This window comes from Acetobacter pasteurianus subsp. pasteurianus LMG 1262 = NBRC 106471 (assembly GCF_000285275.1).
GTDB lineage: Bacteria > Pseudomonadota > Alphaproteobacteria > Acetobacterales > Acetobacteraceae > Acetobacter > Acetobacter pasteurianus.
Window position 1 is genome coordinate 1 of the sequence record NZ_CADO01000033.1, and the last position, 12,669, is coordinate 12,669.

Consider the following 12,669-nt stretch of genomic DNA (forward strand, 5'->3'; position numbering starts at 1 on the left):
GAGGCCGGTCTCTCCGCTCCGCACATCGTCGGAACCGCTCTAAGCGCGTTGGGCGTTGATGTTACGGAACAGATGGCCTGATTTGATATGGCACGACGTCGTGTTGACCAGCTCCTTGTAGACAGGGGGTTGGTTGAAAGCCGCACAAAAGCACAAGCTCTCATTATGGCTGGGCTTGTGTTTTCTGGTGAAAAACGCGTAGCCAAGGCTGGAGATCAGGTTCCGGAAGATGCTCCGTTGCAAGTGCGTGGGCAGGAACATCCTTGGGTGTCTCGTGGTGGTTGCAAGCTGGCCCATGCCATTGAGCATTTTGGTCTTTCCCCGGAAGGGCGGATTTGCTTGGATGTTGGCGCTTCAACCGGTGGGTTTACAGATGTACTTCTTACCAACGGTGCTAAACATGTTTACGCTGTTGATGTTGGGCACGGACAATTAGCATGGAAATTGCGGTCTGACCCGCGCGTAACTGTGCTGGAAAAGTGCAACGCCCGATATCTGGATAATACAACCATACCAGAAGCCCCTTCCGTGGTTGTGTGTGATGCCAGCTTTATCGGCCTACGCACGGTGCTTCCTGCCGCGCTGGCTCTTACCACAGAAAATGCTTGGGCTGTTGCGTTGATCAAACCCCAGTTTGAAGCCGGGCGTGATCAGATAGGAGCCAAGGGCGTTGTGCGTGACCCTGCGGTGCATGACGCCGTTTGCGAAACCATTTTTTCTTGGTGGAGCAACCTTCCCGGCTGGAAAGTTCTGGGAATTGAGCCCAGCCCTATTACCGGGCCAGAAGGAAATAGAGAGTTCCTTATCGCGGCTCAACGCATCTAGCGGATGCTACGGATTGTAACACTAAATTAAATTTTCAGGTTTCCCTGCCTTTTTTGCATGGCAGCACATCAATTTTTTTGCCACATTTCTTTGTGATCATTCCATCAGTTATCACCAAGAAGAAGGGCAAGCATCTCATGCGCAAAATTGCAGGTCTGTTTGGCGTCGCCTGCCTTGCATTTACAAGCGGCCATGCACTGGCAGCTCCAGTTTTTCATTCTGCATCCCACGCTTCTGCTTCTGCCCAAAACATGCAGGCAACGGAAGTTGGTAATACGCTTTTACGCGGGTACGAGCAGGACGGTTTGATCCTGCATGATGATGTACGCGCAGGCACGCTTTCGATCCAGGCAGACCCAGCGACACTGCAAGCGCATGATTCCAATACGAACAATCGTTATCGGCTGGCCATGAAAGATGTTCTTTCTGCCGCGGCAACATATGCGTATCTGTATTTTGGACAAAACCCTGATGCGCGGGAAGTTACTGTATCTGCCAATATCCAGACAGATGGCTTTACACCTGCGAGCGCAAGCTCCGCAGATACAGCAGAACCTGCCATGACTTTGGAAATTGCACGGCCAGCCTTCCCGATTTCTGCTGATACCAAGCCGGATTCATATTCCGCGCAAACCATTGGCATGATTTTGGATGGCATGGACGCTTCCAAAATTACCATTGCACCATGGCTGCGCTCCGCCCTGAAAGAAAGCAATTAACGTGTAAGGGCCACGCCCAGACAGCATACTGATGCGCATATATAAAAGAGGCTGGTATCTATCAGCCTCTTTTTTTGTTATACCCGCCTTCCTTTCCCTTTATGTAGCAGCATATCCGCAATGTCTTCCCGCACTTATACTTCCACATCAGCTGACGCTAACAGTTCAGCCCTTACCGATCTGAACGCGGAAGAACGTTCACGCATTTTGGCCAAGGCTGCGCTTTTTAGCCCCCCATCCGCCACTCTATCCGATGGACGAAGAGACCTGGTTGGGCTTTCACGCGATGAACTCACGGATATTCTGACAGAAATTGGTGAAAAACCCTTCCGCACCAAACAGCTCTGGCACTGGATTTATCATCAGGGTGTGACAGATTTTTCTCGGATGAGCACAATAGCCAAACCTCTTCAGCAAAAATTGGCTGAACGGTTTATTATTGGTCGCCCAGAAGCTGCTACAGTTCAGACATCATCGGATGAAACACGTAAATTTCTGTTCCGTTTTCGTGATGGGCAGGAAGCCGAAACTGTTTACATCCCTGATCGGCGGGAAGACCGTGGCGCCGTCTGCATTTCATCGCAAGTAGGGTGCACACTTTCCTGCACCTTTTGCCATACAGGCACGCAAAAATTGGTGCGCAACCTCGGGGCGGCAGAAATTGTCAGTCAGTTCATGGCTGCACGAGATTCCTACGGAGAATGGCCCAGCCCCAAAGGCGAAACGCCTCGCCTTCTCTCTACCATCGTGCTGATGGGGATGGGAGAACCTCTTTACAATTATGAAAATGTCGCCAAAGCCATGAAAATTATCATGGATGGTGAAGGCATTGGGCTTTCTCGTCGGCGCATCACACTTTCTACGTCCGGCGTTGTGCCGCTCATGGATCGGTGTGGCGATGAACTCGGAATCAATCTAGCGGTTTCCCTGCACGCAGTAAGGAATGATCTGCGTGATGAAATTGTGCCGCTAAACAGAAAGTACCCGATTGAGGAAGTGTTGGCGGCGTGCAGGCGCTACCCTGCTGCCAGCAATGCCCGCCGCATTACATTTGAATATATTATGCTGCGCGGCGTAAACGATAGCGAAGCCGATGCGCGGGAACTTGTGCGCCTGATTTCTGGCATTCCGGCAAAAGTAAATCTTATTCCGTTCAATCCGTGGCCGGGTAGCGATTACAAACCTTCCACGCGGGAACAGCAAAACCGGTTTGCAGAAATTGTTATGAATGCAGGATTTGCCTCCCCCATCCGCACACCTCGTGGACGAGATATTTTGGCAGCCTGCGGGCAGTTGAAAACGGCAAGTGAACGCGCACGCGCAAGTTCTGTACCTGTTTCGGAATAATTTTTCCGCATAAACAGCCCTTGGTGGGCGAATGCACTCTGGTTACGCGCCTCCTGCAGTGATAGGAGGAAAGCCATAGTTACAGATTTATATATCAGGAGATCTGCCTCATGGGCCCGACTTCCGCCCGGAAAGACGTCAAAAAGGTTGTTCTGGCTTACTCCGGTGGGTTGGATACATCTGTTATCCTCCGCTGGCTCCAGAACACCTATGGTTGCGAGGTTGTTACCTTTACGGCTGATCTGGGCCAGGGGGAAGAACTGGAACCAGCCCGCAAAAAAGCGGAAATGTTTGGCGTAAAAGAAATCTTCGTTGAAGATCTGCGCGAAACATTTGTGAAGGACTTTGTCTTTCCCATGTTCCGGGCCAATACCCTATATGAAGGCCAGTATCTTCTGGGCACATCCATTGCGCGCCCATTGATTGCACAGCGCCAGATTGAAATTGCAGAAGCTGTTGGCGCAGATGCCGTGGCACATGGCGCAACCGGCAAAGGCAACGATCAGGTTCGTTTTGAGCTGGCATATTATGCCCTCAAGCCAGACATCACGGTTATTGCTCCTTGGCGGGAATGGGATCTGACATCCCGCACGCGTCTGCTTGCATTTGCTGAAGAAAATCAGATCCCGATTGCCAAAGACAAGCGCGGTGAAGCCCCCTTCTCTGTAGATGCCAATCTGCTGCACTCTTCGTCCGAAGGGAAAGTTCTGGAAGATCCTGCTGTTGCTCCAGAAGAAATTGTGTTTCAGCGCACAATCTCTCCAGAAGCTGCTCCGGATAAGCCCACAGAAATCACCATTGATTTTGTAAGCGGTGACCCCGTTGCCATTAACGGCGTGGCTATGTCTCCCGCGACATTGCTGACCCGTCTGAACGAGTTGGGCAAAGAAAACGGCATTGGCCGTTTGGATATGGTGGAAAACCGCTTTGTTGGCATGAAATCCCGCGGGATTTATGAAACACCCGGTGGCACTATCCTGCTGACAGCCCATCGCAGCATGGAATCCATCACGCTGGATCGCGAAGCCATGCATCTTAAAGATAGCCTGATGCCGCGCTACGCTTCCATTCTGTATAATGGCCTCTGGTTCTCCCCAGAACGGCGGATGCTGCAGGCTCTTATCGATGCCTCCCAGCATTCTGTTACAGGGCGTGTTCGCCTCAAACTATACAAGGGCAACGTTATCTGCGTTGGGCGTGAAAGCCCGAACAGCCTGTATGATGCCCGCGTTGTGACGTTTGAAGATGATGAAGGCGCATACAACCAGCAGGATGCTCAAGGCTTTATTAAGCTGAATGCTCTGCGCCTGCGTCTGGGTGCGCAGATCGGGCGTAAAGGTGGTGCCCTATAAGGGTACCACTTTTCCACCATCCATCAGAAGGTGTTGAAGAAGATCATGATCCGTCGCTTTTCTCTTATCCCCTGCATGCTTGCGGCCAGCTTGGCCGTATCTCTTACGGCATGTGGCTCCCACAAGGAAGAACAGGAACTTACGCCTGCTCAGCAGATGGAAAAGCTGCGCTCTGCACCTGGCGTAACTGTTCTGAAAGATGGCCTAGCCTATAAAGTGCTGGAATCTGGCCCCAAGGATGGTGAACAGCCACGCCCGGGTGATGGCATGATGCTTATTTATGAAGGGCGACTGCCAGACGGTTCTATCTTTGATAGCTCAGACCAGCATGGCAGCGGCGCTTATATGCAAATGCCTCTTGCTGGCCTGATTCAGGGCTGGATGGAAGCGCTGCCTCTGATGCATGTGGGCGATACATGGATGCTGTATGTTCCCCCAGAACTTGGGTATGGGCATAAATCCATGGGTATTATCCCTTCAGATAGCCCGCTGATTTTCCGCATCCAGCTTTTGGGTGTAGAACACGCGCATAATTCGCCCTGATATAAACTCTCCTGATAATGCGGGTTCTTGAAGTTCAGGAACCCGCTTGGGTTTCTGCCCATGCTTTCTTCACGCTTTGCGTATCGCCTTTTATGTGGCGGCATGTTGCTTTTTGTAGCTGCATGTTCACCTAAAAGCGGCTCCAGCCTTTACGGCACCAATTGTGGCATTTGCCATCATGGCGGCGATGGCATGCCGGGCTCTGTTCCTCCACTTGTAAACCGTATTGACCAGATTGCCAGCACCCCAGAGGGCCGCAAATATCTGGCTGATGTACTTATGAATGGCGTAAGCGGGCCTATCAAAGCCAATGGTGCGGCTTATAGCGCAGAAATGCCCCCTTTCCGCTACCTTAAAGATGAAGAAGTAGCGGCTATTCTGACTTGGCTTTCACAGCGTGGAAACCTAAAACCTGCCCCAACAATAAGCGCGGCAGATATTGCAACTGCGCGGGCTGATAGAAAATCAGCTGGCAAAGTGGCAGGCGAACGGGAAGAGCTGGATCGCACACATCCAATCCCATAATCTGTTCCCATAACATGTGGTGATACTTTTCTTATGCAGCGTATTTTTTCTGGTATTCAGCCCTCTGGCATTCCTCAACTAGGTAATTACCTTGGGGCAATTCGAAACTGGGTTAATTTGCAGGCAAACTATGAGTGCATTTTCTGCCTTGTAGACATGCACGCTATTACCGTGTGGCAGGACCCGGAAAAACTACGCGAACACACCTTAACACAGGCTGCTATCCTGCTTGCAACAGGCATTGATGCTGATAAGCACATTCTCTTCAATCAGTCTGCTGTTTCTGCCCATGCGCGGCTAGCGTGGATTTTTAATTGCGTTGCTCGAATAGGTTGGCTGAACCGTATGACGCAATTTAAGGATAAAGCAGGAAAAGACCGCGAAAATCATTCAGCTGGTCTATATGTTTATCCCAACCTTATGGCAGCCGATATTTTAGCGTATAAGGCTACGCATGTGCCTGTGGGGGAAGACCAGAAACAACATCTGGAACTTACCAATGATATCGCCCAAAAATTCAACCATGATTACAAAGTAGAGTTTTTTCCGCAGGTAGAACCACTTATTCCACCTACAGCTGCACGTATTATGAGCCTACGTGATGGCACCAAAAAGATGTCTAAATCCGATCCTTCTGCACAAAGCCGGATTGAATTAACCGACGATGCTGATGCGATTGCTTTGAAAATCCGCCGCGCAAAAACAGATTCTGATCCCCTGCCTGAAGATATCGCAGGCCTTGCTGAACGCCCGGAAGCAAAAAACCTTGTTTCCATTTACGCAGCCTTGGCCGATATTCCTGTTGAGCAGGTGCTGAAAGAGCATGCAGGCCAAGGTTTTGGCCCATTTAAAGCCGCGCTGACGGAAGTTGTTGTCAACGCCATTGCTCCTATCGGACAAGAAACCACACGGCTCTTGCAAGATGAAAGCTATTTGCTGAAAACTCTGCATTCTGGCGCGCAACGGGCACAAAGCATTGCAGAGCCTATTGTTGCTGAAGCTGAAAAGCTTGTTGGTTTTCTAAAATAAACGAAAATTGACACTACTTTTTATGGGCAGATGTCCGGGCATTTTCAAGAATGCCTGGCGCTGCCAAAGCAACAAGAATAATTGCTACTATAAATAAAATGTATTTTTGGCAATGCATGTAGCCTACGGCACCAAGAATACCTCCCACAACAAAACAAAATACAATTTGTGCATGTAGCCATAAACGTTTTTTAATAATATCTAAATATTCATCATCAACTTGATGGTAAAAAGATTCGAGCCAATCTGATATTTCTATACCAAGGTCCGTCAACATTCCGGTAACGTGAGTTGTACGCACAACGGAGCCTGAAATGCGCGTTACTGTGGCGTTTTGTAACCCCATAACAAAGCTTAGAACTAACGCAGCAGCACCGTCTGGCACGCCTGCCTGCGTAAACCAAATAGATTTAACACCTAAAGCCACAAGGATAGCTGCTTCTAACACCAAGCTAAAAGCATATACAGCACCCCACCCTTTGCGCCGCCCCATATTCACTAAAACGGTGCAAACAATAGCGCCCAAAACAAAACTTGTGATTAACGCCAAACACAAAAAAGCAGCTCTAACATCTAAAGCATTTATTTTTAGGGCCAGGCTGGATGCGTTGCCTGTCATATTGGCGCAATAATATCCAAATTGCAGAAAGCCCAGCACATTTACAGCTCCAGCCACCACGGCAAGAGAACTACCAAGTTGCCGGTTCATCTGAAAACTGCGCTGACTTTTTTCTCGCAAAAGCATGATCTAGAATTTCTCCGCTTTAATGATGCAAAGCAATGCCATTGCGCTGTTTTTTTTACACTTTTTATGTGAAAGGCCCCTTGCCAAATATCTCGGGGACAGATATTAAACTCTCGCAGACCGGGTGCGTAGCTCAGCGGTAGAGCATCGCCTTCACACGGCGGGGGTCACAGGTTCAATCCCTGTCGCACCCACCACGGTTTTTCCTAGATTTCTGCGGGTGTTAGCCTATTTACGGGCGCAAGGCTTTATCCCTCGCAAAGACATTTTATCCCCATTAAAACTGCCAAACTATTGTTAAAGTGGTGCAAAATCCGTGCACGATTCGGAGCCTGTTTAAGCGGGCTTGCTTGTCTCATCCATCATGAAGAAAAAGCGCCCCGAAGACCGAAGCAGCATATAACTGGGCCCAGTATCGGGAAAGAAAGCGTGAGCTGGCTCAGGAATGGGCAGATATGCTGCTGGAGGGGTTTGCTCCAGCAGCATCATTGCTGAACAGGCCGCGTAGGTAATTAGCTTTTTCGGGCTGGTTTCCGAGAGGTTTTGTAAAAATCAAATACCTTACGAGTTTCTTTTTCTGTTTCTTCTATCTCGTCACCTTCTAGCTCCTGCCCGGTAACAATCTTTACCAATTCAAAGAAACCTTTGCCCGGTTTTGTTTTATTTCCATATTTCCTATGCACAATCGCAGTCAAAAATATCTCATGCTCATTGTAAGTTTTTTCAGAAATACTTCCTAAAATTTTCCCTATGATTTTGCGATCAGAAGACATCTTGTGGTTTAAACCTAGAATATCCATGATTGGAGCATAGGTTACAACTTCGCCCCTTCTTGCATAGTCTTCTAATACACTACGTATTTTTGATTCTCTATCTTCATCTATCTGTTTTAACTTCATGTAACTATCAACAGTAACGAATAAATCTCCCTCAATTTCAACACCTTCAAAACGACCATCTGCAATCATGCGTTTTGCTGTCTCTTTTACAACATCACGGTAGTAAGCCGCCGTTTCGATAGGGATAAGCGCAGGTCCTTGATGTTCTTTGTAATACTCTAGGTATTCATCAAGGTCGCTAAATTTCAACATACGTTCCTCCATGTAAAGTTTCTCAGTAAAGAGAAACACCACATGGAGGAATAAGTCAAGACAGGCAGAGCAGCCGTGTGTTTATGCCACTGCGTTCAGCCGTTCTGGCATGAGTTTGGCGAGCTTTGTGAGCCCTTGTGGAGTAATGCGCACCTGCTCGGCCACGCGCTCCGAGCCATCGGGTTTGAGAACGGTGGTGACCTTGTGCACCAGATCTCCGCTGGTGGTGCGGCTGGAATAGCCTAGCCAGTTGGCATTGCCCGGCCGCCGGTAAATCCAGCGGTTGCAGGAAAGCCACGTAAACAGATCCTTCGGCTTAACCTGCAACACTTTTGCGGCCTCTGTTACGCTCATGCTGCCTATTGTTCCGGCTAGCCTGTCATGCGCTTCTGCCTTGGGTTGTGCTTCGGCAAGCTGCTGTTTCTGGCGCTCTACCGTTGCCTGCAAAACTGTCATGGCACGCAGGGCCAGTTCTTCCGGCGTTTCTTCTGGCGCGGCCAGCATGTAACCGCCTGTTTTGCGGATACTGGGCAGCACCTCCCCCGTAACCCATTTACTGAACCGCTTGGCAGCAGCTTTTCTGCTGGTGAGAATAAGACGGTACAGCCCGCTTTCGTTGATGATTGTAACCATCCGCTGTTGAGTGACGCCTGTGGAGCTGGTGTCCATAATATGGACATCAGCTTTTTCGTCTTCTTCCAAGCGAGCCGCTGCATTGCGGTTATTGGTAATTCCCAACACATCGCACACATCTGCCAGCACGAACCACGGTTCACCATCACGGGTAATGACCCGCACGGCCTGATCTTCAAAAATGAATGGGATAAGGTTGCTCATGCCACTGTCTCCCGCACCAGATCACGCGCCAGAGACAGCACAAGCTGTGTGTTACTGTCATATTCAGCAATCACGCTATGCGTCATATGTTCTGGCAGCAATTTGAGAATGAGCTCTGCTTTTATGCGCTGCCCCTGTGCCGTATGGGCTGGCATGGCTGCAAGCTCTGACAAAAGACGACATTCTTCTGAAACCAACGCATCAAATCTGGTTTCGTAGGCCTCTCCTTCTGGCGTGTTGGCCGGTGGTTCTGGCAGACGGCTCATTTCTCTTACTGCACGGAAAACTGCATTGAACTTCTGATAATGGGCAAAAAACACCGCATCAGATGGCACGGATTCAGCCGCTGTTGCTGGCAGAACAGCCACAATAGGCGCAGCTATAATTCCCGCGAGTAAGGAACGGCGATTTGTGTTAAATAAGGCATCAGCCTTGGGCATGGGTGTACTCCCTTGCTTGAGGTTAGGCGAGAACCAGAGCTCCACCTCTCGTTCTCGCCGCAATGGTGATATCACTGATATCTATTGTCAGTCAACAGTGATATGTTTTATATCACCTACATGGCTGTGAACTCTGAAACCACCACTCGTAAACTCGTATCCATGCCCAAAGAATTGGTGCAGGAAATAGAAAACTATCGCTTTGCAAACCGTATTAAAACGGAAGCAGAAGCAATCCGGCAGCTTATTAAGTTGGGATTGGAAAAAGCAGAAAACACCGCATAGCAAAAGAAAGAATCAAAACTGAACTATAGGAAATATATCGATAATTTATAATATTTTTTTATTTATCATATAAATATATTGCACTATGGAGGCATAAATATTTCGTGCATGATTATACCTTCATAAGTAAGTGTTACTTTATTTTAAAGAGTAAATATCTATGTCAGGAAGTTCTCAAAAAAATAATGCAGAGCAAGCCAAAGCAGATGATGCTTTCTGGCTCACAGATCTTTATCCTGACGCAAAAGCATTATTAACTCACGAGCATGTCCCTCTTTCTGATTTAGATAATGATTACATTGTTGTGCTTGATGCCAATGTTTTGCTTTTACCTTTTGAAACTACGTCACAATCTATGGACGCTATAGGGAAAGTTTATAAAGAGCTTGCCGAGAGCGGAAAACTTATTGTTCCAGGGCAAGTTGTTCGTGAATTCTATAAAAAGCGTAGTGAAAAAATAGGTGAAATTGTCAATAAAATTACAACTGCTATCAATAACTCCAATATACAAATTTTTCAAAATCCTATACCAATATTAGAAAAAAATCAAAATTACAAAGAGGTGAAAGAAATATCGAAAGAAATTACAAGCAAAGGAAAGCAAATAGAAGAAAAACTATCAATAATTATCAAAGATTTAAAAGATAATATTGGAGCGGATCCTGTATCTATTTTATATCGTAAATATCTTACGGATTGCATTTGTGAACTTAATATAGAAAAAAGCGAACGTATTGAAATTGTAAAAGAATTTGAAAAACGGAAACGATTCCAAATTGGCCCAGGATATAAAGATGATAAAAAAGAAGATGGCGGAATAGGTGACTATTTAATTTGGCGTACAATTTTACAAGAAGCTAAAATTCGCCAAAAACACTGCATATTTGTTACAGAAGAATCAAAAGCTGATTGGTGGGTCAAACAAAAATTGCCTATTCAACCACGTCCAGAATTGATTTCTGAATATAGAGAAGTATCTGGCGGAAAATCTTTGTATTTACTTCCATTATCGGCTTTGTTGAAAAAATTCAATGCAGAACGCAAAGCTGTAGAGCAAGTTCAAAAATTAGAGCAAACACTCAATGCATTAGAAAAAATCAATTTTAATTCTTTAAATGAGAATATTAGAAAAAGTTCAAGAAAAGATCAGCATATACTATTGGTTCAAAAAATTAATCTAGAAAATAGAGCGAAAAGATTAAATATGGAAATTAAAGATATATTTGAGAGATTGTCTAATTCAAAAGGGCAAGGTCCTATAATTCTAGATGACGGAACAATGGCTCCAACGAATGAAGTTTTGTCTGAGAAGATGCTTTTATTAAGAGAAACAGTAAAGGAGATTGATAGCTTAAATCAGTCTCTTGGTTTTTAGAGTAAAATATAACGAGAGTTATTCCATGGAATAACTCTCGTTACTTAAGCAATTTATATCACCCAGCTTGCACAGCAGCATTAGCGGCATCAAGCTGCTTTTCCGCAAAGGTCCATTCATCCGCAGTGGGTGCGCGGCCTTCCTTCAGCGGCTTCAGCAGCGCGGAAATATCTTCCACAATCACCGGGCCGTTTTCGACAAGAGCTTCAACAGCAGCAATGGCAATGCTTGCGTAATTCATGGTGGTTTTTCCTTGGTTTTCCGCCATTTCTGGCAAACAATAAAAAAGGGTGTCGGTCATGCCGACACCCTTGCGGATCATTTTCGTGATGCCGGGAAAATGGTTACTTGCTGGCAGGAAGCAGCTTGCGGGCTGCGTCCAGGGCATCCTGTGCGGCCTCAACCTCAGCCTCAGACAGCGGATCACCCTTTGCCGCGGCGTCATCGAGCGGCTTGATCTGGTCATGCGCGGTCTGGAAAGCTGGCTTCAGCTTTGCCACCACAGCCGGATCTGCGGCCGGGTTCTTTTCATAGTCAGCCGCAAGCTGGGCTGCTGCCGCGTAAGACAGGCTCAGGCCGTAAACAGACTGCTGGCGCTGCACCAGCTGATCAGATCCGCACGCCATCAGGCTGGTGCCAACCAGACCAAGCAGCATGACGCCGGCCACAGCAGAAGCCGCGCTGCTTTTCTTGGGTGCTGCTTCGGCAGTGGAATTGGCAATGGCAGATGTTGCGGCCGCCAGAATCGTGCTGGCCGGCACGGCATCGGCAATCACCTTTGCAGCCGTAGGGCCAATGTCCTTATGGGCCGCCACTGCATTCAGCGCCTTTTCCAGATCCGCCTTGTTGGCCAGCAGTGCTGCAATAATGCCGCTGTTATCACTGCCCAGCAGCGGCAATGCAGCAATCAGCATGGCCACAGAGCCACCGGCCGGAATCACGTTAAACCATGTGGTCACCAGATCCCCCAGAATAAGAGACAGGGCAAACAGCGTAGTGGGCTGGCGCAGATATGCGCTAATACGGGACAAGTTCATGGATCTACCTTTCGGGCACGCTGTGCATGCCCTGTGTGTGTGAAATATCGGGGGTTTCTGGCTGTTCAGCCCTGTGCGCCACGCAGGCTTGCGGGCAGCGTGTTGACGCTCACGTCTTCCACCACCAGAGCTTGGCCGTTGCGGGGCGCTGCAATGCACAGGCCGCGTTTTTCCAGCCGCTCTACAATCAGATCAGCCAGCCGGGTCAGTTCGCGTTCAGTCATGAACATGATGTCGCTTTCAGTAGGAATTTTTCAGGAATCGGATCAGCTGGCCCACAGCTGCCATTCGGCACGCCGCCGCAGCGTTAGGCCGGCCACGGTGATCAGCTGGCCGTTGCGGTGCATGTGGTTCCACAGCAGCAGCTGATTGCGGGCGGCATTCCCCTGCCCCGCGTTCAGCAGCTTCAGCAGTGTGGATCCCGCCAGCGCGGGCAATCCGAGGTTGTAAGTAAAATCCAACAGTGCGGCCTGCTGGCCGGGTGTCAGCGGCACACGCACCAGCCGCAGGATCTGCGGT

The 12,669-nt window shown here is 48.4% G+C and carries 17 protein-coding genes and 1 tRNA gene; 10 read left to right on the forward strand and 8 right to left on the reverse strand.

Features of this window, described 5'->3' with window-relative positions; all coding sequences use genetic code 11:
* Positions 1 to 87: 87 nt before the first annotated feature.
* The 7 genes from APA10_RS07610 to trpS all read left to right on the forward strand — a co-directional run bounded on the left by APA10_RS07610 (position 88) and on the right by trpS (position 6,340).
* The gene (locus APA10_RS07610) at positions 88 to 825 is read left to right on the forward strand and encodes a TlyA family RNA methyltransferase (protein WP_035366569.1); all 738 of its coding nucleotides are present in this window, start codon (positions 88 to 90) and stop codon (positions 823 to 825) included.
* A 137-nt stretch (positions 826 to 962) separates the two neighbouring features.
* Entirely contained in the window at positions 963 to 1,544 is a 582-nt protein-coding gene (locus tag APA10_RS07615) for a hypothetical protein (protein ID WP_050923564.1), read from the forward strand.
* A gap of 120 nt (positions 1,545 to 1,664) precedes the next feature.
* Entirely contained in the window at positions 1,665 to 2,891 is a 1,227-nt protein-coding gene (rlmN, locus tag APA10_RS07620) for a 23S rRNA (adenine(2503)-C(2))-methyltransferase RlmN (protein WP_003630973.1), read from the forward strand.
* 110 nt (positions 2,892 to 3,001) lie between these two features.
* Positions 3,002 to 4,243, forward strand: coding sequence for an argininosuccinate synthase (locus tag APA10_RS07625; protein WP_003623870.1), 1,242 nt, complete (start codon positions 3,002 to 3,004; stop codon positions 4,241 to 4,243).
* Positions 4,244 to 4,288: 45 nt separating this feature from the next.
* Positions 4,289 to 4,786: an FKBP-type peptidyl-prolyl cis-trans isomerase gene (locus APA10_RS07630; protein WP_012813070.1), complete on the forward strand. Its 498-nt coding sequence runs from the start codon at positions 4,289 to 4,291 to the stop codon at positions 4,784 to 4,786.
* Positions 4,787 to 4,846: 60 nt separating this feature from the next.
* Positions 4,847 to 5,311 (forward strand): c-type cytochrome, encoded by a 465-nt coding sequence (locus APA10_RS07635; protein WP_003623872.1) that lies wholly within the window; start codon positions 4,847 to 4,849, stop codon positions 5,309 to 5,311.
* A gap of 33 nt (positions 5,312 to 5,344) precedes the next feature.
* Positions 5,345 to 6,340, forward strand: a complete 996-nt coding sequence (gene trpS, locus APA10_RS07640) for a tryptophan--tRNA ligase (protein ID WP_003630976.1) — start codon at positions 5,345 to 5,347, stop codon at positions 6,338 to 6,340.
* Between the two features lie 13 nt (positions 6,341 to 6,353).
* Here the strand turns inward: trpS and APA10_RS07645 are convergent, their stop codons facing one another.
* On the reverse strand, positions 6,354 to 7,085 hold the full coding sequence (locus tag APA10_RS07645; RefSeq protein ID WP_003630979.1) for a YoaK family protein: 732 nt from the start codon (positions 7,083 to 7,085) through the stop codon (positions 6,354 to 6,356).
* A 122-nt stretch (positions 7,086 to 7,207) separates the two neighbouring features.
* Here APA10_RS07645 and APA10_RS07650 point away from each other — a divergent pair.
* A tRNA-Val gene (locus APA10_RS07650) sits at positions 7,208 to 7,282 on the forward strand.
* A gap of 315 nt (positions 7,283 to 7,597) precedes the next feature.
* Here the strand turns inward: APA10_RS07650 and APA10_RS07655 are convergent.
* The 3 genes from APA10_RS07655 to APA10_RS15400 all read right to left on the reverse strand — a co-directional run bounded on the left by APA10_RS07655 (position 7,598) and on the right by APA10_RS15400 (position 9,453).
* Positions 7,598 to 8,188, reverse strand: a complete 591-nt coding sequence (locus APA10_RS07655) for a hypothetical protein (RefSeq protein ID WP_035367446.1) — start codon at positions 8,186 to 8,188, stop codon at positions 7,598 to 7,600.
* 69 nt (positions 8,189 to 8,257) lie between these two features.
* Positions 8,258 to 9,013 (reverse strand): phage antirepressor KilAC domain-containing protein, encoded by a 756-nt coding sequence (locus APA10_RS07660; RefSeq protein ID WP_035367448.1) that lies wholly within the window; start codon positions 9,011 to 9,013, stop codon positions 8,258 to 8,260.
* On the reverse strand, positions 9,010 to 9,453 hold the full coding sequence (locus APA10_RS15400; RefSeq protein WP_250697630.1) for a hypothetical protein: 444 nt from the start codon (positions 9,451 to 9,453) through the stop codon (positions 9,010 to 9,012). Before APA10_RS15400 ends, APA10_RS07660 begins: the two co-directional genes overlap by 4 nt.
* A gap of 120 nt (positions 9,454 to 9,573) precedes the next feature.
* Between APA10_RS15400 and APA10_RS07670 the strand changes: the two genes are divergently transcribed.
* Together APA10_RS07670 and APA10_RS07675 are read left to right on the forward strand one after the other, a co-directional pair.
* Positions 9,574 to 9,738, forward strand: coding sequence for a ribbon-helix-helix domain-containing protein (locus APA10_RS07670; protein WP_170164626.1), 165 nt, complete (start codon positions 9,574 to 9,576; stop codon positions 9,736 to 9,738).
* A 160-nt stretch (positions 9,739 to 9,898) separates the two neighbouring features.
* Positions 9,899 to 11,113, forward strand: coding sequence for a PIN domain-containing protein (locus APA10_RS07675; protein ID WP_035367452.1), 1,215 nt, complete (start codon positions 9,899 to 9,901; stop codon positions 11,111 to 11,113).
* A gap of 58 nt (positions 11,114 to 11,171) precedes the next feature.
* On the opposite strand, the gene APA10_RS07680 is transcribed toward APA10_RS07675, so the two are convergent.
* From APA10_RS07680 to APA10_RS07690, 4 genes are all read right to left on the reverse strand, one after another.
* On the reverse strand, positions 11,172 to 11,381 hold the full coding sequence (locus APA10_RS07680; protein ID WP_035367457.1) for a hypothetical protein: 210 nt from the start codon (positions 11,379 to 11,381) through the stop codon (positions 11,172 to 11,174).
* A gap of 76 nt (positions 11,382 to 11,457) precedes the next feature.
* Positions 11,458 to 12,150, reverse strand: a complete 693-nt coding sequence (locus APA10_RS07685) for a hypothetical protein (RefSeq protein WP_035367454.1) — start codon at positions 12,148 to 12,150, stop codon at positions 11,458 to 11,460.
* Between the two features lie 65 nt (positions 12,151 to 12,215).
* Entirely contained in the window at positions 12,216 to 12,374 is a 159-nt protein-coding gene (locus tag APA10_RS15135; RefSeq protein WP_170164625.1) for a hypothetical protein, read from the reverse strand.
* A 42-nt stretch (positions 12,375 to 12,416) separates the two neighbouring features.
* Positions 12,417 to 12,669: lysozyme (locus tag APA10_RS07690; RefSeq protein WP_035367350.1), on the reverse strand; the 253-nt coding region annotated here is incomplete at its 5' end.